This window comes from Paractinoplanes tereljensis (assembly GCF_016862435.1).
Lineage (GTDB): Bacteria > Actinomycetota > Actinomycetes > Mycobacteriales > Micromonosporaceae > Actinoplanes > Actinoplanes tereljensis.
The window spans coordinates 423,450-448,276 of sequence record NZ_BOMY01000002.1 but is presented as its reverse complement, the minus strand read 5'-3'; the positions used below and the strand labels follow the sequence as shown (position 1 = coordinate 448,276).

Here is a 24,827-nt window from a genome sequence, read left to right as displayed (position 1 = left end):
ACTTAGGTTTGTCAGGACAAGGGCGGATGGGTAAACACCCACCCGCCCTTTGTCCGGACAAACTCTGTTCCAGCCGCTCTTGTTCTTACAAACTCATACCTCGACCGGTGACAGCTCCGGCAGCACCTCGGCCGGGCGCTCCGGCGCCACCGCGCGCTTCGCGGTCGGGACCAGCAGGGCGACCGCGATCGCGGCCACCGCGATGCCGCCCAGGATCAGGAACGACTCGGTGAAGCCGGACTCGGCCGGCAGGCCGGCCACGCCGGGGTGGCTGGTGACGATCGAGCTCACGATCGCGGTGCCGATGCTCGCGCCGATGGTGCGGATGTTGGTGTTCATGCCGGACGCGACGCCGGTCTGGTGCATCGGCACGCTCTGCACGATCAGGCTGATCATCGACGAGTAGATCAGGCCCAGGCCGATGCCGAACACGCCGCCGGCCACCGCCACCGCGGCCTTGTCGGAGTGCGCCAGCGCCAGCGAGAAGCAGGAGACCGCGGCCAGCACCGCGCCGATCACCAGCTGCGCCTTGCTGGGCAGCCAGCGGGTCAGCGGGCCGCTCAGCGAGCCGAACACCGCCATGGTCACCAGCATCGGCAGCATCAGTAGGCCGGCGCCGGTCACGGTCGCTCCGAACCCGTACCCGGAAGCCTTCGGAACCTGCATGAGCTGCGGCAGGAAGGCGAAGACCCCGAACATCGCGGCCCCGAAGAGCAGCGCCACCAGGTTGGTGGTCCAGACCGCCGGCAGGCGCATCATCCGCATGTCGATGAGCGGGTTGGCCGAGCGGAGCTCGGCGACGAACCACGCCGCCAGCAGGACCGCGGCGGCGACCAGCAGGCCGATGGTGCGGGCCGAACCCCAACCCCAGGCGGTGCCCTTGCTGAGCGGGAGGAGAAGAGCGACAAGCCAGGCCGAGAGGAGTACGGCGGACAACCAGTTGACCTTGCCGGGGGTGCGCACCGGCGACGCCGGGACCACCCGCCAGGCCACCACCCCGACCACCGTGACCACGGCCATCGGGATCCAGAACAGCCAGCGCCAGTCCAGGGCGCCGACGATCGGGCCGGCCAGCACGATGCCGAGCCCGCTGCCGGTGGCGATGACCGCGGCCATCACGCCGACCGCCGAGGTGACCCGCTGGGGCGGGAACTCGTCGCGGATGATCCCGAACGACACCGGGAAGACGGCACCGCCGAGACCCTGCAGGACCCGGGCGACGATGAGGACGCCGATGTTCGGCGCCAGCGCGGCCACCAGGCAGCCGACCGCGATCGCGGCCAGCGCCATCAGGAGGGCGCGGTCCTTGCCGATCATGTCGGCGATGCGGCCGACCAGTGGGGTCGCCACCGAGGCCGCGAGCAGCCAGGCGGTCAGCACCCAGGTGACCGTTCCGGTGCTCGTGTGCAGGTCCTGCTGGATCGTCGGCAGCACCGGCGTGACCAGCGACTGCATCAGTGAGAAGGCGGCTGCCGCAGCGGCGAGCACCGTGAAGGTGGCGCGCGGCGAGGCCTGATAAAGTCGAGGCATGCCTCCAGATTAGTGGAGGGGGGCCTCCGTTTCGCAAGGCCCCAGCATGTGGGGAGGGTCACCATGGTTACCGTGCGTCGTCCGCAGCGGGCGGATGCTCGGCGTAACTTCGACGCGCTGCTCGCCGCCGCCCGCGACGCCTTCGCCGAGAACGGCACCGACGCGTCGCTGGAGGACATCGCCCGGCGGGCCGGCGTCGGCATCGGCACGCTGTACCGCAACTTCCCGACCCGGCGCGACCTGTTCGAGGCGGTCTACGTCGAGGAGGTCGACCAGCTGAGCGCGGCCGCGACGGCGGTCGCCTCGCTTCCGCCGTGGGACGCGCTCACCGCGTGGCTCCACCGCTTCGTGGCGTACGCGGTGACCAAGCGCGCCATCATCGAGGCGCTGAACCGCGAGTCGGAAATGTTCGCCACCTGCCGCCGCACCATGTACGACGCGGGCGAGCCGCTGCTGGAGCGGGCTCAGAAGGCGGGCGCGGTGCGGACCGACGTCAGCTTCGACGACCTGCTGCGCCTGGTCTCCGGCCTGACCTCGGCCGCGTTCGTCGACGACGCCCAGCGCGACCGGGTGATCGCCCTGGCCCTGGACGGCCTGCGCGCCTAGCGCCGGCCAGGCCGGTTCAGAGCTGGACCGCCGTGCCGGTGCGGGCGCTCTGGCGAGCCGCGTCCAGCACCGTCATCGCACGCAGCGTGTCGGCCGGGTCGACCGGCACCGGGCCGTCCCCGCGCACCGCGCGGGCGAACGCCGGGTAGAAGGTGTCCCACCGGCCGCGCTCGCTGGCCACCGGCGCGCTGGTCTCGCCGTGGTAGACCCGGCCCCAGCGGTGCTCGTGCTCCACACCCCAGCGGTCACCCAGGCCGGCCGGTGACTTGCCCGCCTTGAGCAGTGCCTCCTGGCCGTCCATGCCGTTGTCGATGACGTAGGCGCCGGTCGAGCCGGACACCCGGAACCGCGGGCCCGGCGCCGCCTGCCGCCAGCTGCCCCACAGGTGCGACTCGACCCCGTTCACGTGGTGCAGCGCCGCGAAGAAGTCGTCGTCGAGCTCGCCGTTGCCGCGCATCTCCGCGTACACCCGGATGGCCGGACCATGCAGGACGAGCGCCTGGTCCACCAGGTGCGAGCCGAAGTCGAGCAGGGTGCCGCCGCCGGCGGCGCCGATCTTGCGGTCCGGGTCCCAGCGCTCGAAGCGCGACTCGAACCGCCGGACCGTGCCCAGCCCGCCCTCGGCGATCAGCTTGCGCAGGGTCAGGAAGTCGGAGTCCCAGCGCCGGTTCTGGTAGGCACTGAGCAACACGCCCTTGGCCGCAGCGGCGTCGACGACGGTCTGCGCGGACGCGACGTCGAGCGCGAAGGGCTTGTCGACCACCACGGCCAGCCCCTGGGCGATCGCCTCGAGCGCCAGCTCGGCGTGGGTGGCGGCCGGGGTCGAGATCGCCACCGCCTCGGCACCCGCGGCGGCGATTGCGGCGATGGTGTCGAACGCGCGGGCCTTCGGCAGTTGCGCGGCCACCTCGGCGCGCCGCTCCGGCGACTTGGTGACCACGCCGACGAATTCGACGTTGGCCGCCGACGCCAGGAGCGGGGCATGGAAGATCCGCCCACCGCTGCCGAACCCGACAAGCCCGAACCGCACCGCGTCGCTCATTCCGAAAGCCTGCCACACGATCGCCGGCCACGCTGATCAAGGGCGGGGCCGGGCAGATTACCTCCGCCGTGGCTGGCGGCACCCGGCTATGGTCACTATGGAGGTCCGATGCTGACTGAGACACTGATCGCCCTGGGGGCCGCCGGCGGCACCGCGCTGGTCGAAGCCGCTGCGACCGACATCTGGAACACGGCCAAGGATCGCGTCGCGCGCTTGTTCGGAAGAGACACGAAGCAGGTGACGGTCCTCGAAGCACGCCTGGAGGACACCCGCGCGCAGTTGGTCGCGGCCCCGGCCGATCAGCTCGAGCAGCTCCGCGAGCGGCAGACCCAGGTGTGGACGACCCGGCTCCAGGACCTCCTGGAAGAGCAGCCGGAAGCCGCCCCGGCCCTCCAGGAACTGCTTGATGAGCTGGCGAGACACCCGGCGATGGCGGGCACCGCGACCGCCGTCGGCACGCGCAGTGTCGCGGTGGGCGGCAATGTCGACATCCGGGCCACGCAGGGCAGCGCCGCCGCGTTGACGATGGGTAACGTGACGCTCGGTGTCCCCCCGGCGGACCCCTCCAAGCCGGGGCGGCAAGGCGACTGACCGCACCCGGCGCGCCGTCCGCCGCGTCGCCCTCTCCCACCAGCTTCGCCGCCGACAACAACTCGGTGGCCGCGCAGAGCATCCAGGAGCTGCACTACCACGCCTATGCCGGGCCGCCGGCCGCGTCCTGGCCGCGCTCCGGCATCGTGTCGCACGCCGACGAGGTGGCCGCCCTGGACGGCCTGCGCCGCAACCTGCGCGACGACTGCCTGCCCTTCGTGCCGCCGCCGGACGACGCGATCACCCACCCCGATCGCCTCATCGAGCGGCTCGGCCTCGAACGCCTCGGGACGACCGCCGACCAGCGCGGCATCCTGCTGGTCGGGGCGGCCGGCACCGGCAAGACCCGCACCTGTTTCGAGGTCGGCGCCCTGGCCGTCGCGGCCGGGTGGACGGTGCTGCACGTCAAGGCCGGTGAACCGCTGGTCACCAACGCCGACCTGACCAACGCGCTGCACGCGCTGGGCTCCGAGCGCACCCTGCTGATCCTGGACTACCTGAACGACTGCACCGGCCTCGACCCGGTCGGGCTCTACCAGCAGGTGCTGCCGGACGCCCGCCGGGACGGGATGCACGTCGCCCTGCTCGCGTCGGTGCGCCCGGGGTGGTACCTGAATACCGAGGTCCCGATCAATCGCCTGTTCGAGGTCGCCGGTCTGGACCCGGACGAGACCCGAATGGTTCAGATCCGCGACCAGATCGTCCGATCGCTGGCGCCCACCGCGATGACCACGGTGGACCCGCAGAGCCTGCTTCAGCTCTGTGGCACCCGGCCGATCATCGCGATGCTGGTGGCGATCGAGGCCGAGATCCGGGCGAAAGCCGGGACCCTGCAGCGGGTGCTGGCCGGCATCCGGCCCGGCGACCTGGTGGACTGGCTCAACCGGCGGCTGGCCGAGGACGAGTTGCTGGCGCCGCGCGGTGGTGGCCCGCAATTGGACGTACGCCTGCGGGCCTGTGTGGCCATGGCCGTCGGCGGGCCGCAGCCCCGGGACAACCTGATCGCCTGCGGCAACGCCGTGTCCGACACCGGCGACGGCGACGCCGAGCACCTCTTCGAGATCATGAGCCGGATGGGCTGGCTGGTCGCCGAGTCCGGCGAGTACGCCTCGGTGCACGACTCGGTCACCGACCAGCTTGTCGACCGAGCCTTCCACCGCCCGGGAAGCGGGCTGGTGCGGGCCGCGGCCGCCGACGACATCCTCGGCGCCTGCCTGACCCGGGGCCGCACGATCGGGCGGTACGCGACGAACCTCGGCCGGGTGATGCGCGACCTGGCCCTGGAAAATCGGGCCGTGCCGCTGCAGGCGTGCTGCGGCCACTGGCTGGAGCACCACGCGGACGCGGTCGGCGCGCTGCTGGCCCGGGAACAGGACGAGGGCGCGTACGCGCTCGGCGCCGTGATGGACAACCCGTCCTGGTCGCCGGTCGCGGTGAGCCACTGGGATCGCATCGTCGCACCCTGGCTGGCCGAGCACGCCCGCTCGCTGCCCGCCCGGCACCTGCTCTACAAGGGCCTGCGGGCGAACGTCTCCACCGACCGGTTCATCGACGAGTCGATGATCTGGCTGGCGATCCACCACAACCGGCTGGAGGCGACCTTCATCCTGCGGCCGCTGCTGGACCGCGCCGCCGACGAGCGCACCGACGCGGTGATCCGGTACGCGTTCGCCTGGGTCCAGCGGCACGGCGGTACGCCGACGGCCCAGTTCGTCCTGCCGTCGCTGCTGCTGAACGCGTCGCTCACCCCGGCACAGGTCGCCACTGCGGCCGGCCACGCGCTCAACTGGCTGGAGCAGCAGGGCACCACCTCGGAATCCCGCTTCGTCCTGCGTGCCGTGCTGGGCCGGGACCTGCCGGCCGACGAGGCCGCGGCCGGCGTCGCCGCCGCCTTCACCTGGCTGCTGGATTACGGCATCACGCCCGAGGCCGGGTTCGTGCTGCCCGAGCTGCTGGGCCGCGATCTGCCCGCCGACGACGCCGCGGTGGCGGTGGCGGCCGCCTTCGTCTGGCTGCACGAGTTCGGGGCGGTCGCCGAGGCGCAGTTCGTGCTGCACGCCGTGCTCGGCCGGGCGCTCTCGGCCGAGCAGGCCACGGTCGCGCTGGCCGCCACCTTCACCTGGCTGCGGGACTTCAGCACGCTCGCCGAGGCCCAGTTCGTGCTGCCCGAGCTGCTGGGCCGCGACCTGTCCGCCGAGCAGGCCGCCGTCGCGGTCACCGCCACGCTCGCCTGGCTGCAGAAACACGGCACCACCCTGGACGCCCGCTTCGTGCTGCGCGCGGTCCTGAGCCGGGACCTGCCGCCGGAGCAGGCCGCCGTGGTGGTCGCGGCCGCGCTCGGCTGGCTCCGGGAGTACGGCACCACCCCGACCGCCGACTTCGTGCTGCGGGCCGTGCTCGGCCGGGACGAGGCACCCGAGGCGGTCGCCCTGGCCTTCACCTGGCTGGGCCGGCACGGCGGCACGCCGGAGGCCGGCTTCGTGCTGCCCGAGCTGCTCGGCCGCCACCTGCCGGCCGAGCAGGCCGCGGTGGTGGTCACCGTTGCCCTCGACTGGCTCCAGGAGTACGGCACCACGCCCACCGCCGACTACGTCCTGCGCGCGGTGCTGGGCCGGGACCTGCCGGCCGAGCAGGCCGCGGTGGTGGTCACCGCCGCTCTCGGCTGGCTCCAGGAGTACGGCACCACCCCGACCGCCGACTTCGTGCTGCGCGCCCTGCTCGGCCGGGACGGGGCACCCGAGGTGGTGGCCGCCGCCTTCGCCTGGCTGGCCGAGCACGGCCGCACGCCGGAGGCCGGGTTCGTGCTGCCCGAGCTGCTCGGTTGCGACCTGCCCGGCGACCAGGTCGTCGACGCGGTCGCCGCCGCCCTGGCCTGGCTCGAGGCGCACGGCACCATCCCCGAGGCCGGGTTCGTGCTCCGCGCGGTGCTGGGCCGCGACCTGCCCGCCGACCAGGCGGTCGCTCCCGCGCTGGCCTGGCTGCAGCGGCACGGCGCCATCCCCGAGGCGCAGTTCGTGCTGCGCGCGGTGCTGGGCCGCGCCCTGCCACCCGAGCAGGCCGCCGTGGCCGTCTTCGCCGCTCTCGCCTGGCTGCAGCGGCACGGCGCCACCCCGACCGCCGATTTCGTGCTGCGGGCCGTGCTCGGCCGCGACGACCTGCCGCCCGAGCCGGCGGCCGCGGCGATCGCCGCCGCGTTCACCTGGCTCCGCAATTACGCCACCGTTCCCGGGGCCGGCTTCCTGCTGCCCGAGCTGCTGGCCCGGCCGCTGCCACCCGAGCAGGCCGCCGCCGCGATCACCGCCGCCTTTCACTGGCTGGACGAGTACGGCCGCACCGCCGAGGCCGGTTTCCTGCTGCCCGCGCTGGTGGGTGGCGACCTGCCGGCCGAGCAGGTGGCGCACGCGGTCGAGGTGGCCTTCGGCTGGCTGCCGGAGTACGGCACCGCCCCGAACGCGCGCTTCGTCCTGCACGCGCTCCTGCGCCGGGAGCTGCCGGCCGACCGGTCCGCCGAGGTCGTCGCCGGCACCCTGACCTGGCTGGGGGTGCACGGTCTTACCCCGACCGCGTCGTTCGTGCTGCAATCGCTGCTGCGCCGCGACCTTCCGCCGGAGCAGGCCGCCGCCGCGATCGCGGCCGCCTTCGGTTGGCTGGGCGAGCACAGCGCGATCACCGAGGCCCAGTTCGTGCTGCGCGCGGTGCTGGGCCGGGCCGACCTGCGCGCCGATCAGGCCGCCATCGCGGTCACCGGCGCCGTCGACTGGCTACGGCAGCACGGCGGCACCTCGGAGGCCCGTTTCGTGCTGCCCGAGCTGCTCGGCCGGGCCGACCTGACCGACGCCCAGGCCACCGAGGCGGTCGCCGCCACCCTGGCCTGGCTGCAGCGGCACGGCAGCACGCCGGAGGCCCGCTTCGTGCTGCGGGCCGTGCTCGGCCGCGACGACGTGTCGGAGGCGGTCGCCGTCACCTTCACCTGGCTGCGCGAGCACGGCAGCACGCCGGAGACCGGGTTCGTGCTGCCCGAGCTGCTCGGCCGCGACAACCTGAGCCCCGGCCAGGCCGCCGGGGCGGTCGCCGCCACCCTGGCCTGGCTCGGGCGGTACGGCCGCACCGCCGAGGCGCGTTTCGTGTTGCGTGCCCTGCTCGGCCGGGAACTGCCGCCGGACCAGGCCGCCGACGCGGTCGCCGCCGGCTTCGGCTGGCTGGCCGAGCACGGCACCATCGCCGAGGCGGGGTTCGTGCTCCAGCCGCTGGCCCTGCGTGACCTGCCCGCCGAGCAGGCTGCCGCCGTGGTCGCGACCGGCCTCGGCTGGTTGCGGGAACACGGCGGCGCCCCGAACGCCCGCTTCCTGCTGCAATCGCTCCTGCGCCGGGCCCTCTCCGACGAGCAGGCCGCCGAGGTCGTCGCGGCCGCCGTGGCCTGGCTCGACCGGCACGGCGACACCCCCACCGCGTCGTTCGTGCTCCAGCCGTTCCTGCGCCGCAAGCTGTCCGGCGACCAGGCCACCGCGGCGGTCGCCGCCACCCTCACCTGGCTGCGGGCGAACGGCACCACCGCCGAGGCCCGCTTCGTGCTGCGCGCCCTGCTGGGTCGCGCGGATCTGCCCGCCGAGCAGGCCGCCGAGGCGGTCGCGGCCGGGTTCGTCTGGCTCGGCGACTTCGGCGGCATCCCCGAGGTCGGCTTCGTGCTGCAGCCGCTCCTGCAGCGTGAGCTGACGCCGGACCAGGCCGCCATCGCGGTCGAGGCGGCACTGGCCTGGCTGCGGGCGTACGGCGGCGCGCCGAACGCGCGGTTCATGCTGCAGTCGCTCTTCCGCCGGGAGGTGTCGGACGCCCAGGCCGGCGAACTGGTCGCGGTCGCGTTCGCCTGGCTGCGCCGGCACGGCGACACCCAGACCGCGTCGTACGTCCTGCAGGTCCTCCTGGAGCGCGACCTGCCCGCCGAGCAGAACGACGTCGCCGTCTCCGCCGCGATGGCCTGGCTGAAGCCGTACGGCCGCACCCGGACCGCGTCGTTCGTGCTGCAGCCGCTGCTGCGCCGTGACCTGCCGGCCGACCAGGCCGCCGAGGTGGTCGCGGTGGCGAACGCCTGGCTGGCCGAACACGGCAACACCGCGAGCGCCCGCTACCTGCGCCGCTGCCTGACCGAACGCACGGCTTAGGCCGCCACCGCGCGGTTCTTGCCGGCCGCCTTGGCGGCGTACATGGCGACGTCGGCGCGGTGGGTCAGCTCGGCCACCGTGATGCCGGGCGCGGCCATCGCGACGCCCACGCTGGCCCCGACCGTCACGGTGGTCGCCGTCAGCACCATCGGCACGGCCAGGTCGGCGCAGAGCCGGCCGGCGATCTCGTCCGCCTCGGCGGGCCCGGACAGGTCGGTGAGCAGCACCGCGAACTCGTCACCGCCGTACCGGGCGGCCAGTCCGCGACCCCGCGCGACGGCCGTCAGCCGGGCCGCCACCTCGACCAGCAGCTCGTCCCCGGCGGAGTGGCCGTGGCCGTCGTTGACCTGCTTGAAGTCGTCCAGGTCGACGTTCAGCAGGGCGACCGTGCCGCCGGGGTCGCAGTTGAGCGCGTCGGCGATGGCCCGCATGAACTTCGCCCGGGTCGGCAACGCGGTCAGCTCGTCGTGGTGGGCCCGGTGTTCCAGTTCGGCGTGCGTGTGGCAGCCGTTCTCGGCCAGCACGACCTGGTGCGACAGGTTGCGGAAGGCGTCCAGCACGTCGGAGGCGACCGGCCGCCGGCTGCCGACCGCGATGTAGACCTCGGCGGTGTCCGGGTCGGCACCCAGCGAGTCGATGTGCCACTCGCCGAAGCCGGGCATCAGCTCGGCGAAGGTGGCCGGGTCGGCGATCACCTCGATGCCGAGGCGGCGGCCGCGGAGGCCGTCCGGCGCACCGGCGGCCGTGCTCACCACGAGCCCGCCGAGATGCCGGCGCAGCACCAGCATGGTGACGTCGGGAGTGAGGGCGACCAGGGCACCGGCGGTGCGCCGGCCCACCTCGCGGACCTGCTCGACGTCGGTGACCCCGAGCATCGCGAGCCCGGCCCGGGCCAGCAGCGACTCCCGGGCGGCGGTGCGTTCCTGGCGGCGCAACGACTGGTAGATGCCCCGGGTCAGCACCGCCATCAGCAGGATCTGCGGCAGGATGCCGAGCACGGTGGGGGAGTTCCAGGTCATCACCCGGTCGCCGGAGAGCGGGGAGATCGCCAGCGCCGCCGGGACGGCGATCAGCGCGCCCAGGACCCGCACCAGCCAGAGTTTGGTCGAACCGTACAGCGACAGGACGACCGTCGCCGCGAGGGCGATGGCGGTGCCGGCCACCGGATCCTTCAGGCCCGAGGCACCGACGGCGACCAGGACCGGGACCGGGATCGTGCTCCACCAGGTGGCCCGGCCGCGCCGATAGGCGGCGAGCAGCAGCAGGAGGATCAGGACGATGCTGGCGCCGGAGAGCCGGACGTACTCCGGGGAGCGCAGCCCGTTACCGAGCTGGCCCAGCTGGGTGAGCAGCGCGAGCCCGGCGACGACGAGCGCCACCAGCCGGATTCGCTTGAGGCTCCCGTCCGCCAGCCACGACCGCCATTTCCACACCGAGCATTCTTCGGTCGAACTGTGCCGAACCTGAGTGGCATGTAGTGATCCTTCCTGTCGGATGAGTGACCGCTGCCCGCGAAAAGGCTTGCGGGTGCGCAAGCATTTGCCTCATGAAGCCCGCGCAGATGGAACGCACCCCCTTCGCCGACCTGGACAGCCAGCCCAGGGAGATGACGGCGATGCTCCTCGCCGCGCTCGACGCGATGGGCCGCCATCCGGAGATCAGGCGGGTGCGCCGCACCGCGATGGAGGCGCTGCGACCGCAGCCGGGCGGCCGGCTGCTCGACGCGGGCTCCGGCGCCGGGGACGTGTCCCGGTGGCTCGCCGCGCAGGTGGGCACCGGCGGCGAGGTGATCGCGCTGGATTACTCGGCGGCCACCATCGCGGCCGCGTTGCAGCGGCACGACGGCAGCAACGTGCGTTACATGACCGGCGACGTCTCCGCGATGCGGCTGCCCAGCGACAGCTTCGACGGGGTCTGGTGCGAGCGGGTGCTGCAGCACGTCGACGACGCCGACGCGGCCATCGCCGAGCTGATCCGGGTGACCCGGCCCGGCGGCCGGATCTGCCTGATCGACACCGACTGGGAGTCGCTGGCCTTCGACGGCGTGCCGGCCCGGCTGGCCGCGACGATCGTGGCCGACATGCACGGCCGGCTCACCCCGAGGCAGCACGACATGGGTCGCACCCTGCGGCGCCGGCTGGTCGACGCGCACCTCACCGACGTCACCGCCACCCCGGTGACCTGCCTGTTCGGCGACCCTGACTCGGCCGGGGTGGTGCTGCCCATGGTCAACCCGATGGTGCCGGTCGAGGCCTGGACCACCCCGCCGGGTGTCCGCGACAACTGGTTCTCGCACGTCGACGCGGCCGGCTCCCGCGGCGACTTCCTGGCCGTCCTGACCATCTGGGTTGTCGCCGGCACGGTGTCCTAACCGTCGGCCTGCCGCCAGTACTGCCGTTTGTGGTCGTCGCGGATGACGTAGCCGAGGTGGCCGAGCTCGGTGCGCAGCTCCCGCTGGTCGCTCTCGTCGCCGGATTTGACGGCCGCCTGCCGGGCGGCGAACAGGGCGTGCGCGGTGGCCGGGATCTCCGGCAGGCCGGGCACCCAGCGGCGATAGGACGAGAGGTAGGGGTCCTGGTCGGCCCAGGCGATGCCGCGCTCGGTGAACGCGGCGCGCAGCCGCCGGGCGGACAGGTGGCACGGCTCGCGGGCCAGTTCGCGACCGGTGCGGCCGAGCAGGACGAGTTGCTCCCGGTCGGGGAAGGCGACGGCGACCTCGCCGCGCGGCACGCTGCACGCCGAACCGGGACGGGACAGCACGACCTCGGCCGGGCCGATCCGGACGGTGAGCGACTCGCGGTCGACGAACACGGCCAGCACCAGGCCGAGCAACACGCCGATGGCCACCGCCACCGTCGCCGCCGCGGTCGTGGGCAGCTCGCGGATCAGGGCGAACGGGCCGGGCAGCGGAAGCCACCCGGCCACTCGCACGATCAGCAGGAGCAGCCCGCCGCCGGTCAGCGGAAGGCCGAGCCACCCGAGGGCCCGGGCCCACCAGGGTGTCGGCACGATCGTCGTCTGTTCGAACACGGTCCGAGTTTTCGCCGGCGGCGAGCCGTCGCGATACCGACTCAAGGCGATGCTCGATAGACCAAAGTCGACTGCCCGTCGCGCCCGCCCGCCGGTAGCGTCGAAGCATGTTGCCGCGACTGCCGCTCAGATCCTGGCTGCTGGAGATCGGTCTGGCCCTGCTCGCCATGCTGCTCGGGCTGTTGTTCGTCGCCAACTCGGCGTCGGAGAGCGACGGCGCCCCGATCGCCCTCGAGGCGGCCGCGGCGGTGGTGTCCTTCGCCGGCCTGGTGCTGTTCCGCCGTCGGCACCCGGTGGCGCTGACCCTGTTCCTCCTCCCGATCGGCATCCTGCTCGGCATGCCGATGGGCGCCACCCCGGTCGCGTTGTTCGCGGTGGCCCTGCACCGCCCGGCCCGGTTCGCGATCGCGCTGGCCGCCCTGCACGCCACCGCCACCGCCGTGATCTACGGGCTGGTGCTGGGCCCGACCCAGGAATACTACGAATCCGTCGCCTTCCTGGTGTTGATGCACGTCAGCCTGGTCGCGGTGGCCATGGTGATCCGGGCGCAGCGGCAACTGGTCGCCTCCTGGGCCGAGCGGGTCCGGCAGGCCGAGGAGGGGCAGCGGCTGCGGATCGAGCAGGCCCGGCACGCCGAGCGCGAGCAGATCGCCCGCGAGATGCACGACGTGCTCGCCCACCGCATCTCGCTGCTGGCGGTGCACGCCGGGGCGCTGTCGGTGCGCCGCGACGCCGACGACGACGAGCGGCAGGCGGCCGGCGTGATCCGGCAGTGCGCGCACGACGCCCTGGAAGACCTCCGCACCGTGCTCGGCACGCTGCGCGCCCCGGCGCTCGACCGCCCGCTGCCGACGCTCGGCGACGTGCCGGCGCTGGTGGAGCGATCCCGCGAGGCCGGTGCCGAGGTCAGCCTGTCGCTGACCGGCGGGAATGACGACTCCGGCGAGGTGCCCGACCAGACCGGGCGGCACGCCTACCGGATCGTTCAGGAGGCGCTGACCAACGCGCTCAAGCACGCGCCGGGCGCCGCGGTCCGGGTCGACGTCGACGTGATCCACCTGAAAGGTCTGTCGGTGCGGGTGGTCAACGACCTCGGCTGGCACCACGCGGGCCCGCCGCGCAAGGCGGTGGGGACGATTCCCGGGGCCGGCGCGGGCCTGGTCGGGATGCGGGAGCGGGTGCAGCTGGCCGGCGGCGATCTGGAGCACGGGCCGACCCCCACCGGCGAGTTCGACGTGAAGGCCTGGCTGCCGTGGCAGACCTGAAGGCCGTGCGGGTGCTCATCGTGGACGACGACGCGATGGTCCGGCAGGGGCTGGCGATGATGCTCGGGGCCTTCGACGAGATCGAGGTGGTCGGGGCGATCTCGGACGGCACCGAGGTGGCCGCCGCGGTCAACACCTTCCGGCCCGAGGTCGTGCTGATGGACATCCGGATGCCGGGGATGGACGGGCTCACCGCCACCGCCGACCTGCGCCGTCGGCGGGACGCGCCCGAGGTGCTGGTGCTGACCACTTTCGACACCGATGAGCACGTGCGGCGGGCCATGCAGGTCGGGGCATGCGGGTTCCTGCTCAAGCACGAGCCACCGGCCGACATCGCCCGGGCGATCTGCCGGGCCGCAGCCGGCGAGCCGATGTTCACCTCGACGGTGCTGCGGCAGGTGATGGGGCTGGCCGCGGCCGGCGTGGAAGACCCGGCCCGAGACCGCGCGCGGGCGGCCCTGACCCAACTGACGCCCAGCGAGCGCGGCGTCGCCGAGCTGATCGCCGACGGCCGCACCAACCAGGAGATCGGCGGCGAGCTGCTGATGAGCACGCCGACGGTGAAGGCCTACCTGACCCGCATTTTCACGAAACTCGACCTGTCGAACCGGGTCCAGCTGGCGGTTCTGGTGCTGCGCTCTCGATAGGGGCGGCGCTTTCGATCGGGGAGGCGTGCAGCAGCTCGCGGGCCTGCTCGGCGGCGCGGGCGATGCTCTCGCTGACGAAGTCGAGGAAGCGGGCGATGTTCTCCAGGCGGGCGGCGGCCGGGGTGTCGGGGCCGAGGACGCCCACGCCCTGCCGGGCGATTTCGATGATCGCGGCAGTCGACTGGGCACTGGCGATCATCGCTTGGTACCAGATGTCGTCGTCGACCACGTAGAGGTCGCGGCGGCGCTCGTCGCGCTCGCGGCGGATCAGGCCCTGGCTCTCCAGGAACGCGACCGCCTTCGAGATCGACGCCGGGCTCACCTGCAGGCGCTGGACCAGCTCGGCCGCGGTGAGGCTGCCGGTGTCGGTGGTGTAGAGGCAGGCCTGCACCCGGGCCATCATCCGGGGCGTGCCCGCCGCCATGATGACCGTCGTGAACACCTCCTCGTAGGCCCGCACCGCCTCGGCGTCGCGTCCGTCGGGCTGCACCGACGCCGACGGCCCCCGGCCCGCCGACTGCTTCCGCCGGTGGGTGCGGCGTTCGGTGGCGTGGTGGGCCAGCTCGGCGCGGTAGGCGGTGGGGCCGCCGTTGCGCATCACCTCGCGCGTGACCGTCGAGGTGGGCCGGTCGATGCGCCGGGCGATCTCCGCGTAGGGGAGCCCGTCGGCCAGCCCCAGCGCGATCTGCTGGCGTTCCGGCTGGGTGAGTCTGCCTCCCGGCATCAGGTCCTCCACAGTGCTCCTCGAAGGACCTCAGCATAGCGTTCACTTCCAGGCCATTGCAACAGCGGCAAGGGCGGTCGTTGCATTGTAAGTATCCAGGTGCAACGATATATAGCATCTGAGCTGCAAGGATAAGTTTTGCTTGCAACAACTATCTTGAGTGAATCGTGAACGCAACGTAGCGTTTCCGGTATGAGAAACGACTTCGCAACCCCCGCTCCGATCGCCGCCATCCTCGACATCCCGGCCGGACGCATCCGGTTCATCGCCGCCGACCGGCCCGACACCGTGGTCGAGGTTCTGCCCGCCGACGCCACCAAGGCCCGCGACCTGAAGGTCGCCGAAGAGACCCGGGTCGAGTACGCCGACGGCGTCCTCCGGATCGAGGCGGTCGCCAAGAACCAGCTCTTCGGCCCGTCCGGCGCCATCGAGGTGACGGTCCAGCTGCCCACCGGCTCCCGGGTCGAGGCCAAGGCGGCCAGCGCCGAGTTCCGGGTGGCCGGCCGGCTCGGCGACCTCGCCTACGAGAGCGCGCACGGCCCCATCAAGATCGACGAGGCCGCGAGCATCCGCCTCACCACCGTCGCCGGCGACGTCGAGGTCGGCCGGCTCACCGGCCCCGCCGAGATCCGCACCAGCAAGGGCGACATCCGGATCGCCGAGGCGGTTCGCGGCACGGTCGTGCTGCGCACCGAGGCCGGCGAGATCTCGGTCGGTGCCGCCGCCGGTTCCTCGGCGTCGCTGGACGCCGGCACCACGCTCGGCCGGATCCACAACGAGCTGACGAACACCGAGGGCGCCGCCGCCCAGCTCGCCATCCACGCGACCACCACGGTCGGCGACATCGCCGCCCGCAGCAACTAAGGAGGCCCGACATGACCAACCTGGCCATCGCGGCGAACGGGCTGCGTAAGTCCTACGGCGACAAGGTCGTGCTCGACGGCATCGACCTGGCCGTCACCGAGGGAACGATCTTCGCCCTCCTCGGCCCGAACGGGGCCGGCAAGACCACCACCGTCCAGATCCTGTCCACCCTGATCGCGCCGGACGGCGGCACGGTCACCGTCGCCGGCCACGACCTGGCCGCCCGCCCCGACGACGTGCGCGGCGCGATCGGGGTGACCGGCCAGTACTCGGCGGTCGACAAGCTGCTCACCGGCGAGGAGAACCTGCTCCTGATGGCCGACCTCAAGCACCTGTCCCGGGCCGAGGGCAGGCGCAAGGCCGCCGAACTGCTCGAACGCTTCGATCTGGTCGAGGCGGCCGGTAAGCCGGCCTCGACCTACTCCGGCGGCATGCAACGCCGGCTCGACCTGGCGATGACCCTGGTCGGCGACCCCCGGCTGATCTTCCTGGACGAGCCGACCACCGGCCTCGACCCGCGCAGCCGCCGGGAGATGTGGCGGATCGTCCGGGAGCTGGTGGCGGGCGGCGTCACCATCTTCCTCACCACGCAGTACCTGGAGGAGGCCGATCAGCTCGCCGACCGGATCGTTCTGCTCGACCACGGCCGGCTGATCGCCGAGGGCACCGCCGAGGAACTCAAGCGGCGCATCCCGGGCGGCCACATCGAGCTCACCTTCACCGACCCGCACCTGCTCGACGAGGCCAAATCCCTGCTGCCGGCGGCGGTCGCCGATCCGGAGGCGCTCACCCTGCAGGTGCCGAGCGACGGCGGCGTCAAGTCGATCCGCGAGCTACTGGCGCGACTGGACCAGAACGACATCGACATCGACTCGATGAGCGTGCACACCCCTGACCTGGATGACGTTTTCCTGACTCTGACGGAGGCAAACCGATGACCACCCTCGCCCTCGCCACCCGCGACTCGTCCACCATGGTCAGGCGTCAGCTCAAGCGCCTGATCCGATATCCGGCGATGACCGTGCAGCTGATCATCACGCCGGTCATCATCCTGCTGCTGTTCGTCTTCGTGCTGGGCGGCGCGCTCGGCGCGGGCATCGGGGGCGGACGGGCCGGTTACGTCAACTACATCGTCCCCGGCATCCTGCTCATGACGGCGGCCACGGCCGCGACCGGCACCGCCGTCATGGTGGCCACCGACATGACCGAGGGGATCATCGCCCGCTTCCGGACGATGCGGATCTCCCGCGCCTCGGTCCTCACCGGTCATGTCGCCGGCAGCGTCATCCAGCAGCTGCTGAGCATGGCCGCGCTGGTCCTGATCGCCCTGGCGATCGGCTTCCGGCCGAACGCCAACCCGATCGAATGGCTGGCCGCCATCGGCCTGCTCACCCTGTTCGCGCTGGCCATCAGCTGGCTGTCGGTCGCCCTCGGACTGAAGTCGCCGACCCCCGAGGCGGCCGGCAACGCCCCGATGCCGCTGCTCCTGCTGCCGTTCCTGGGCAGCGGCTTCGTCCCCACCGACTCGATGCCCACGGTGCTGCGCTGGTTCGCCGAATACCAGCCCTTCACCCCGATCATGGAAACCATCCGGGGCCTCCTGCTCGGCACCCCGATCGGCAACAGCGCCGTCATCGCGATCGCCTGGTGCGCCGGGATCGCGCTGGTCTCCTACCTCTGGGCCAAGAGCATTTTCAACAAGGCCTGATGGGTACGCCGAACAGGGCCGCTCGACCTACGGGTCGGGCGGCCCTGTCCGTGCGTTACCAAGTTCAGTACCCGGTGGGCACCATCCGGCTCAGCAGCTGGTCGAGGGCGACGCTGGCGAAACCCACCCGCACGTCACTGGCCCCGTACGGCAGCCACAGCCGGCCGTCCTGAATCAGGCCGCCGCAGGAGTAGAGAACGTTCGGCACATAGCCCTCGCGCTCCACGTCGTCCGGGTCGAGCAGGCCGTCCGGCAGGTCGGCGACCACCCGCTCGGGGTTCTCCAAGTCCAGCAGCATGGCACCGAGCGAGTAACGGCGCATCGGGCCCACGCCGTGGGTCAGCACCAGCCAGCCCTGTTCGGTCTCCAGCGGGGAACCGCAGTTGCCCACCTGGATCAGGTCCCAGCCCCGGTGCGGCACCAGCAGCGGAACGGCCTGCTGCCACCGGTGCTGCTCGTCGCGGACGCTCAGCCCCAGGGTCTCGCCGTCGGACCGGCACAGCGCCAGCTTCCGCCCGCCGACGTAGCGCGGGAACAGGGCCATGCCCTTGTTCTGCGCGGCCGGCCCGTGCAGCGGGGACACGTCGAAGTGCCGCAGGTCGCGGGTGAAGATGACCCGGCCGGAGATCTGCCGGCCGTCGTAGGCGGTGTAGGTGGCTTGATATGCCGTACGGCCGTCCGGGTCGAGGGTCTGGACGAACCGGGCGTCCTCCATGCCGTTGCTCTCGGCCCGGGTGGTCGGCCACATGATCCGCTGGTGCAGCGGCGACGCGCACGGGAACGACACCGCGTAGTCCTCGGCGACGATGTGCCGGATCCGGTCGACGGTGTCCTGGGTGGTGGGCCGGGACAGCAGTTCGGCCGGCACGTGCCCGATGACGTCCTCGAACTCCTCGTCGGTGTAACGCTCGGGCAGGGTGGCCACCACGTACGCCGCGGCCTCGTTGTCGATGCCCTCGTCGATCAGCGCCGCCGACAGCTGGAAGCGGTAGTGCTGCGCGCCGACACGCTGGCCGATCACCAGCGGGCCGTCCCGGTCCTCCAGGCGGATCTGCTCCCCGGGACCGATCACCGCCGAGCAGAACCCGACCGAGGAGATGTGCCCCTCGCCGATCTGGCGCAGGCTGATCGCCACCCGGAACTCGCCCGGATCCAGACCCTCCTGGTCGGGATGGGCCACCATCGACGGGTTGCACAGCGCCGCCGCCTCGACCGAGTACTCATGGCTGAAGTACGCCCCGATCAGGGTGCGGGCGGTCGGGGACAGTTCGATCTCCGGCGGCACCCGGTGCTGCACCAGTTCGTAGTTGTGCTGGAAGGTCGACAGCAGGTCGTGGTGCCGGCCGGCGAACCGGGTCAGCACGTCGTCGAGCAGGCGGCTGGTCTCGGCCTCGTCGAGTTGCAGGATCCGCTCGATCAGGCTGGAGGCCCGGTTGTGCACGGTCTGCTCGTCCTCGCCGGGCACGAACAGCTTGATCACCACGCGCCGGGCATCCGGCTGCATGACGATCTCGTGGCGGGTGACATATGTCTGTGTGTTCATCGTTGCGGTCACGCTAGGCCGCCTGAGGGTCGGGTCGCACTTCGGGTCGCCAGCGTGCGGGCGTGCTGCAGCGTGGACACAAGCGCGAGGGTGGATTCGGCTCCTTGGTTCAGATTAGGACCATCTGCCGTTAATCCGTCATAACATCCGCCGGTTAGGGGGTCATACATGACGGTCTGCACGTCGTTATCGCCGATAAACCAAGCGATAGCCCGGAATAGGGGCTCCTCCCACCGATCGTCCCCGGTGACCGCTAATGCGGCCGCGCAAGCGTCGGCCACCGCGGCCGCCTCGATCGGTTGCTGGTCGAAACGATGCTTGGGCACGTCGGCCCGCCAGCCGCCGACCGGCACCACCGACAGGTGCCCGGCGTTGTCCTGCTCCCGGCACAGCCAGGCCAGCATCTTCAGACCGGTACGCAGCAGGGGCTCGTCGCCGAGCAGGTCGCCGGCCGCGATCACCACCTCGGCCATCGTCGGGTTGGCGTAGGTGAGCTCGTCGGACGGCCACACCCAGCCCGGGTCCGGGCCGGGCACCCCGACGGCGGCGGCCGCGTCGGCCAGCAGCGCGGACGCCAGGCTGTCCCGTGGATCGGCGCGCACCATCTCGGCGGCGCCAAGTCCGGCGTACGCCATCGCCCGGGGCCAGGTGGAGCGTTGCCGCGCTCCCGAGCGGAACGCGACGCCGGCCTCGCGCCGGATCCAGGGCACCGTGGAGCGCGCCGCCGCCGTGCCCAGACCCCACAGCGCGCGTCCCCAGCAGTCGCCGAGGCCGGGTTCGTCGGTCCAGTGCCGGTCGTAGCTCATCCGGTTGCGGAAGGCGCCGTCCGGCCCCTGCGCGTGGGTGAGAAAGGCCAGGTAGCGCTCGGCGAGACCGACGATCTGCGCGGTCGGCCGGGGCTCCCGGCTGGCCACCAGCAGCCCGCGGCCGACGTCGTCGACGCAGTAGCCGTGCTCGCGCCGCACGATGGCGTTGCGCGCGTGCTCGAGCAGCCCGGTGTCGTCGGACAGGCGGGCGAGATGGTTCCAGTTCGGCGCGGGCGCGTCGGTGAGCTGAATAGGTGGCGGGACCAGCCGCAAGCCGGCCGTCATGCGGGCACGGCCGAAGCCGCGACCGGGGCGCGATCGGCGAGCAGGCGGCCGGCCAGGTTCTGGTAGCGGGCGGCCACGGCCGGCCAGCGCAGCGTCGGCCCACCGCCGAGGCCGGTGAGCCGGCCGGGCAGACCAGGCTCGGCGAGCACGTGCCGGATGGCGGCGGCCATCGCCTCCGGATCCTGATGGGGTACCAGCAGCCCGGGCCCGTCGACCAGCAGCTCGACCGCGTGCGGGAACTCGGTCGCCACCACCGGCACCCCGGCCGCGACCGCCTCGATAAGCACCCCCGAGGTGACCTGCTCGGTCGAGTCGTAGGGCAGCACCACCACGTCGGCCGAGCAGATCAGCCGGGACAGGTCGGCCTGGTCGAGGTAGACGTCGAGCCAGCGGACGGCATCGGTGACGCCGAGCGCGGCGGCCAGGGCCTTGAGCGAGTCGCGGTACGCGTCCCCGAAGTGCTCGAGGACCTTCGGATGGGTGCGGCCGGCCACGGTGTAGACCGGCGCCGGATCGGTGTCGCCGAGCAGCGCGAGCGACCGCAGCGCCCACTCGATGCCCTTGCCGGGGCCGAGCAACCCCCAGGTGAGCAGTTGCGGCCGGTCATGATCTTCTCGGTGGGCCAGGGTGTCGTGGCTGCCGGCGCCGTGCGGGATCACCGCGATCTTGCGAGGGTCGAGGTCGTAGCCGGCGACGAGCCGCTGCCGGGCGGTGTCGGTCATGGTGACCAGGGCGTCGGCGGTGGCGGCGAGGCGTTCGAGGACCTGTCGCTGGAGCGGGTCGGGGTGGCTGAGCACGGTGTGCAGCACCACGATCGACGGGACCTTCAGGGCGCGCAGCAGCGGCAGCACCTCGGCGCCGGCGTCACCGGGGTAGATCCCGTACTCGTGCTGGATGACCGCCACGTCGAAGCGGTTGAGCGCGTTGGCCGCCGCCGCCCACCCACTGGGGTTGTCGGTGTGCCAGGTGTGCACGACGCGCGGGGCGCTCCGGTCGAGCTCGATTCCGCCGCTGACGTTGTCGCTGGCGAGAAGTCGCACGACCCCGGCCGTACCGCTCGTATTGAGCTGGGTCGCGAGTGCGGCATTGAATGTCGCCAAACCGCATTGTGTGGGCGGGTACGTACTCAAAAAACCATAGGTGGCGGGCATGACAGGCCTTTCTGGTTCCGCGGCTGCCTCCCCGCAGCACGACTCACCGCACGTGCGCAGGCACTATTGCAGTGCTTCGGGGACGAGGCTTATTCGCGACCTACCCGGACCCGGAAATCAGCGGGACAGGTGCAAACGGTCTCCACCGTCGCGAATAAGCCTCGCTGCTCCGCTTAACGTGCAATTCACATTGCGACGTTAACAAGTGCGGTGATTCACCTGACGATTTTCCGGTAAATCCCCAGGTAGTCCTCAACCATGCGGTCGGCCGAGAACCGTTCCCGGGCCCGCGCGGCGCAGCCGGGCCGGTCGATCTCGGAAACCGAAAGGACGGCGGCGACCGCTTCGTCCACGTCCGCGACCAGGCGTCCGGTCACGCCCTCGTCGACCACTTCCGGCATCGAGCCTTTCCGGTATGCGATGACCGGCGTCCCGCAGGCCATCGATTCCACCACCGAGAGCCCGAACGGTTCGGCGAACCGGATCGGGTGCAGCAGTGCCGCCCCGGATCCGAGAATTCGCCCTCGATCATCCGGTCCGACCGAGCCGAGATAGACGACCCGGTCGCCGTCGATGTGCGGTTCGACGTCCCGGGCGAAGAACTCGGCGTCCTGCACGATTCCGCAGATGATCAGTCGGCGCCCGGCCCGCCGGGCGATCTCGATGGCCAGATCGGTTCCCTTGTCCGGATGGATTCGCCCGAACGCGAGGAGATCGGTCGAGGAGGAGGCGGACAACGGCAGCGCGGAAAGGTCGATCCCGTGGTGCACGGTCGCGAAGTAGGTGAGGTCGGGGGACCGGTCGGCATCCGAGATCGAGACGTAGTGCGACCGGGCCTGCCGGTAGGCGGGCAGGATGTTCGACCCGGAGAAGCCGTGGATGGTGGTGAGCAGCGGTGCCGCGCAGTGCTGGGAGAACGCCAGCGGCAGCCAGTCGAGATGGTTGTGCACCAGGTCGAACTCGCCCGAGCGGGCGAGCGCGTGGGACACGTGCAGCGCCTCCCAGACCCGGCCGTCGAAATCCGGCGATTCGGAGTACCCGGTGGGGATCACCCCGTCGAGGGTGGCCTTGGTGACCGAGTCGAGGGTGGCGAAGAGGGTGACGTCGATGCCGCGCGCGGCCAGCCCCTCGGCGAGCAGGCCGGTGATCAGTTCCCAGGGGCCGTAGTGCAGTGGCGGTGTACGCCAGGCGATCGGCCCCAGCAGCGCGACCTTCATGACAAATACCCCTTTTCGGGAGTTAGTACCGGGTAAGTATGCCGACCCGGTGAAGGTGGCGTTCTCGTGTTAGAGAAGACGCATGACGGATCTCTGGTGGAAAAGTGCGGTCGTTTACCAGATCTACCCGCGTAGCTTCGCGGACGCCGACGGCGACGGCATGGGCGATCTGCGCGGCATCATCGACCACCTCGACCACCTGGCCGAGCTGGGCGTCGACGTCATCTGGCTGTCTCCGATCCACAAGTCGCCGCAGGACGACAACGGTTACGACATCAGCGACTACCAGGACATCGACCCGCTCTTCGGCGACCTGGCCACGTTCGACGAGCTGATGACCGGGGTCCACGAGCGCGGGATGAAGCTCATCATGGACCTGGTGGTGAACCACAGCTCGGACGAGCACCAGTGGTTCGTGGAAAGCCGGTCGAGTAAGGACAACCCGAAACGCGACTGGTACTGGTGGCGGCCCGGCCGGGACGGCATGGAGGCGGGCACGCCCGGCGCCGAGCCGACCAACTGGGGTTCCGCGTTCGGCGGCCCGGCCTGGGAGTACGACAAGGAGACCGGCGAGTACTACATGCACCTGTTCTCGCCCAAGCAGCCCGACCTCAACTGGGAGAACCCCGAGGTCCGCGGCGCGGTCTACGAGATGATGCGCTGGTGGCTGGACCGGGGCGTGGACGGCTTCCGGATGGACGTCATCAACATGATCTCCAAGGTGCTCCCGCTGGCCGACGGCCGGCTGACCGCCGGGCAGGCGTACGCGGACGGATCGGCCGGCTACATCAACGGCCCGCGCAACCACGAGTTCCTGCACGAGATGTACGAGCAGGTCTTCGCCGGCCGCACCGGCCTGCTGACCGTCGGTGAGATGCCGGGCGTCACGGTGGACGAGGCGATCCGCTTCACCGACCAGGACCGCCAGGAGGTCGACATGGTCTTCCAGTTCGACCACGTCTGGGCGGACCGGGGCGGCGACCCGTGGCGGGTCTTCCCGCTCCAGCTCACCGTCCTGAAGGGCATCTTCGGCCGGTGGCAGGCCGGTCTGGCCGAGGAGGGCTGGAACAGCCTCTACTGGAACAACCACGACCAGCCGCGGGTGGTCTCCCGGTACGGCGACGACAGCCCCGAGTTCCGCGCCGCCTCGGCCAAGATGCTCGGCACGGTGCTGCACCTGCACCGCGGCACGCCGTACGTCTACCAGGGCGAAGAGCTCGGCATGACGAACTATCCGTTCCAGAGCATCACCGATTTCCGGGACATCGAGGCGCTCGGCCAGTTCCGGCAGGCGACCGAGATCGAGGGCCGGGAAGCCGGCGACGTGCTGACCGTGCTGCGGGCCCGCGGCCGGGACAACGCGCGCACCCCGATGCAGTGGGACGACTCGCCGAACGGCGGCTTCAGCACCACCACGCCGTGGCTCGCGGTCAACCCGAATTACCCGCAGATCAACGCGAAGGCCGAGCGGGCGAACCCGGACTCGGTCTTCCACTACTACCGCCAGCTGATCAAACTGCGGCACGACGAACCGGCCGTGGTCGACGGCGACTTCACCATGCTGCTGCCGAACGACGAGCGGCTCTACGCCTTCACCAGAAAAGGCGAAAGCGCGGAACTGCTGGTGATCGGCAACTTCACCGGCGAGACGGTGGAGGCCGAGATCGACGGCTGGGCCGGCGCCGAACTGGTGCTGTCCAATCTGCCGGTCAACGGCCTGACGATGGCGCCCTGGCAGGCGGTCGTCTACCGGCGGCCGGCCACGTAGGACGACAGGCCGTCGAGCAGGCGGGCCAGCCCGAACTCGAAGAGCATGTCCAGGTCGAAGTCGAACTCCTCCGAGGTCAGCTCGCGGAAGTGCGGCATCGAGTCGAGCAGCGAGGTGAGCCGGTCGGCCTGCGTCTCGATCCATTCGTCGTTGGTGATGCCGGTGTCCCGGATCGCCTGCGCCTCCGGTTCGAGACCACTGGCGATGCCCCGGACGAACGTGAAGATCAGGACCTGGATGTACATCCGATCGGCCAGCGGCAGCCCGGTGCCGTCGAAGGCGGCCAGCACCCACTCGCTGAGTCGCATCGCGTTCGGCGCCATCTGCGGCCGGGTGATCGACATCGTCGGCGCCAGCCAGGGATGACGCTGGAACACCGCCCACTCCAGCCGGGCGCACAGCTCGATGCAGGCCCGCCACCCGGAGGGGCGGCGGGCCGGTAGCGGCACCTCACCGAGCACCGAGTCGATCATGGCCAGGATCAGTTCTTCCCGGCTGGGAACGTGCCGGTAGAGCGACATCGTGGACACGTCGAGAGCGGTCGCGATGCGGCGCATGGACAGCTCGGGCATCCCGTCCCGGTCGGCGATCTCGATGGCCGCGGCCACGATCCGCGGGGCGCTCAGCTCGTGGTCGTGGCGCGGCGCCGGGCCGGCCACCACCGTGCCCACGCCGGGGCGGGCGATGGTCAGCCCCTCCTCCTGCAGGGCGGCGTGCGCCTTGGTGGCGGTGGCGATCGCGACGCCCCACTCCCGCACCAGGGCCCGCGCCGACGGCACCCGGTCGCCGGGCCGCAGCTCGCCGCGCTCGATCCGGCCGCGAATGTCCTGCACGATTCGCCGATATGGGGCGTCCAAGCTAGTACACCTACCTCTCCCGCCAGTGCCGTAC

At 71.7% G+C, this 24,827-nt stretch carries 20 protein-coding genes; 10 read left to right on the top strand and 10 right to left on the bottom strand.

Going from position 1 to position 24,827, the window contains the following annotated elements; genetic code table 11:
- Nucleotides 1–93: 93 nt before the first annotated feature.
- On the bottom strand, nucleotides 94–1,530 hold the full coding sequence (locus tag Ate02nite_RS03340; RefSeq protein WP_203798517.1) for an MFS transporter: 1,437 nt from the start codon (nucleotides 1,528–1,530) through the stop codon (nucleotides 94–96).
- A gap of 63 nt (nucleotides 1,531–1,593) precedes the next feature.
- On the opposite strand from Ate02nite_RS03340, the gene Ate02nite_RS03335 reads away from it, so the two are divergent.
- Complete coding sequence (locus Ate02nite_RS03335; RefSeq protein WP_203798515.1) at nucleotides 1,594–2,136, top strand: TetR/AcrR family transcriptional regulator; 543 nt, start codon at nucleotides 1,594–1,596, stop codon at nucleotides 2,134–2,136.
- Between the two features lie 16 nt (nucleotides 2,137–2,152).
- On the opposite strand, the gene Ate02nite_RS03330 is transcribed toward Ate02nite_RS03335, so the two are convergent.
- On the bottom strand, nucleotides 2,153–3,178 hold the full coding sequence (locus Ate02nite_RS03330) for a Gfo/Idh/MocA family protein (protein WP_203798513.1): 1,026 nt from the start codon (nucleotides 3,176–3,178) through the stop codon (nucleotides 2,153–2,155).
- A gap of 108 nt (nucleotides 3,179–3,286) precedes the next feature.
- Between Ate02nite_RS03330 and Ate02nite_RS03325 the strand changes: the two genes are divergently transcribed.
- Together Ate02nite_RS03325 and Ate02nite_RS03320 are read left to right on the top strand one after the other, a co-directional pair.
- Nucleotides 3,287–3,769, top strand: a complete 483-nt coding sequence (locus Ate02nite_RS03325) for a hypothetical protein (protein WP_203798511.1) — start codon at nucleotides 3,287–3,289, stop codon at nucleotides 3,767–3,769.
- A gap of 65 nt (nucleotides 3,770–3,834) precedes the next feature.
- Nucleotides 3,835–8,928, top strand: coding sequence for a hypothetical protein (locus tag Ate02nite_RS03320; RefSeq protein WP_203798509.1), 5,094 nt, complete (start codon nucleotides 3,835–3,837; stop codon nucleotides 8,926–8,928).
- Here Ate02nite_RS03320 and Ate02nite_RS03315 read toward each other — a convergent pair.
- Nucleotides 8,925–10,361 carry a GGDEF domain-containing protein gene (locus tag Ate02nite_RS03315; RefSeq protein ID WP_203798506.1) on the bottom strand — a complete coding sequence of 479 codons (1,437 nt, stop codon included), beginning with the start codon at nucleotides 10,359–10,361 and terminating at the stop codon, nucleotides 8,925–8,927. The two genes, Ate02nite_RS03320 and Ate02nite_RS03315, sit on opposite strands and share 4 nt — an antisense overlap.
- Nucleotides 10,362–10,474: 113 nt before the next feature.
- Between Ate02nite_RS03315 and Ate02nite_RS03310 the strand changes: the two genes are divergently transcribed.
- Complete coding sequence (locus Ate02nite_RS03310; protein WP_203798504.1) at nucleotides 10,475–11,299, top strand: methyltransferase domain-containing protein; 825 nt, start codon at nucleotides 10,475–10,477, stop codon at nucleotides 11,297–11,299.
- Here the strand turns inward: Ate02nite_RS03310 and Ate02nite_RS03305 are convergent.
- Nucleotides 11,296–11,958 (bottom strand): YqeB family protein, encoded by a 663-nt coding sequence (locus Ate02nite_RS03305; RefSeq protein ID WP_203798502.1) that lies wholly within the window; start codon nucleotides 11,956–11,958, stop codon nucleotides 11,296–11,298. The genes Ate02nite_RS03310 and Ate02nite_RS03305 overlap by 4 nt on opposite strands.
- 107 nt (nucleotides 11,959–12,065) lie before the next feature.
- Here Ate02nite_RS03305 and Ate02nite_RS03300 point away from each other — a divergent pair, with 107 nt between their 5' ends.
- The gene (locus Ate02nite_RS03300; RefSeq protein ID WP_203798500.1) at nucleotides 12,066–13,223 is read left to right on the top strand and encodes a sensor histidine kinase; all 1,158 of its coding nucleotides are present in this window, start codon (nucleotides 12,066–12,068) and stop codon (nucleotides 13,221–13,223) included.
- Entirely contained in the window at nucleotides 13,211–13,870 is a 660-nt protein-coding gene (locus Ate02nite_RS03295) for a response regulator transcription factor (RefSeq protein ID WP_307873268.1), read from the top strand. Before Ate02nite_RS03300 ends, Ate02nite_RS03295 begins: the two co-directional genes overlap by 13 nt.
- Here the strand turns inward: Ate02nite_RS03295 and Ate02nite_RS03290 are convergent.
- Nucleotides 13,809–14,594, bottom strand: a complete 786-nt coding sequence (locus Ate02nite_RS03290) for a GbsR/MarR family transcriptional regulator (RefSeq protein WP_203798498.1) — start codon at nucleotides 14,592–14,594, stop codon at nucleotides 13,809–13,811. The genes Ate02nite_RS03295 and Ate02nite_RS03290 overlap by 62 nt on opposite strands.
- Before the next feature lie 192 nt (nucleotides 14,595–14,786).
- Between Ate02nite_RS03290 and Ate02nite_RS03285 the strand changes: the two genes are divergently transcribed.
- From Ate02nite_RS03285 to Ate02nite_RS03275, 3 genes are read left to right on the top strand one after another with little or no spacing between them, the layout of a single operon-like run.
- Complete coding sequence (locus Ate02nite_RS03285) at nucleotides 14,787–15,458, top strand: DUF4097 family beta strand repeat-containing protein (protein ID WP_203798496.1); 672 nt, start codon at nucleotides 14,787–14,789, stop codon at nucleotides 15,456–15,458.
- A gap of 11 nt (nucleotides 15,459–15,469) precedes the next feature.
- On the top strand, nucleotides 15,470–16,396 hold the full coding sequence (locus Ate02nite_RS03280; RefSeq protein WP_203798494.1) for an ATP-binding cassette domain-containing protein: 927 nt from the start codon (nucleotides 15,470–15,472) through the stop codon (nucleotides 16,394–16,396).
- A complete protein-coding gene (locus tag Ate02nite_RS03275; protein WP_203798491.1) occupies nucleotides 16,393–17,166 on the top strand; it encodes an ABC transporter permease in 774 nt (257 codons plus the stop codon). Before Ate02nite_RS03280 ends, Ate02nite_RS03275 begins: the two co-directional genes overlap by 4 nt.
- Nucleotides 17,167–17,230: 64 nt before the next feature.
- On the opposite strand, the gene Ate02nite_RS03270 is transcribed toward Ate02nite_RS03275, so the two are convergent.
- The 4 genes from Ate02nite_RS03270 to Ate02nite_RS03255 all read right to left on the bottom strand — a co-directional run bounded on the left by Ate02nite_RS03270 (nucleotide 17,231) and on the right by Ate02nite_RS03255 (nucleotide 22,168).
- On the bottom strand, nucleotides 17,231–18,709 hold the full coding sequence (locus Ate02nite_RS03270; protein ID WP_203798490.1) for a glycoside hydrolase family 130 protein: 1,479 nt from the start codon (nucleotides 18,707–18,709) through the stop codon (nucleotides 17,231–17,233).
- A gap of 8 nt (nucleotides 18,710–18,717) precedes the next feature.
- On the bottom strand, nucleotides 18,718–19,800 hold the full coding sequence (locus Ate02nite_RS03265) for a glycosyltransferase (protein ID WP_203798489.1): 1,083 nt from the start codon (nucleotides 19,798–19,800) through the stop codon (nucleotides 18,718–18,720).
- Nucleotides 19,797–20,951, bottom strand: coding sequence for a glycosyltransferase (locus Ate02nite_RS03260; protein ID WP_203798487.1), 1,155 nt, complete (start codon nucleotides 20,949–20,951; stop codon nucleotides 19,797–19,799). Before Ate02nite_RS03260 ends, Ate02nite_RS03265 begins: the two co-directional genes overlap by 4 nt.
- 215 nt (nucleotides 20,952–21,166) lie before the next feature.
- Complete coding sequence (locus Ate02nite_RS03255; RefSeq protein ID WP_203798485.1) at nucleotides 21,167–22,168, bottom strand: glycosyltransferase family 4 protein; 1,002 nt, start codon at nucleotides 22,166–22,168, stop codon at nucleotides 21,167–21,169.
- A gap of 82 nt (nucleotides 22,169–22,250) precedes the next feature.
- On the opposite strand from Ate02nite_RS03255, the gene Ate02nite_RS03250 reads away from it, so the two are divergent.
- On the top strand, nucleotides 22,251–23,936 hold the full coding sequence (locus Ate02nite_RS03250; protein WP_203798483.1) for a glycoside hydrolase family 13 protein: 1,686 nt from the start codon (nucleotides 22,251–22,253) through the stop codon (nucleotides 23,934–23,936).
- Here the strand turns inward: Ate02nite_RS03250 and Ate02nite_RS03245 are convergent.
- Entirely contained in the window at nucleotides 23,915–24,793 is an 879-nt protein-coding gene (locus Ate02nite_RS03245; RefSeq protein ID WP_203798482.1) for a TetR/AcrR family transcriptional regulator C-terminal domain-containing protein, read from the bottom strand. The two genes, Ate02nite_RS03250 and Ate02nite_RS03245, sit on opposite strands and share 22 nt — an antisense overlap.
- Nucleotides 24,794–24,827 lie beyond the last annotated feature (34 nt).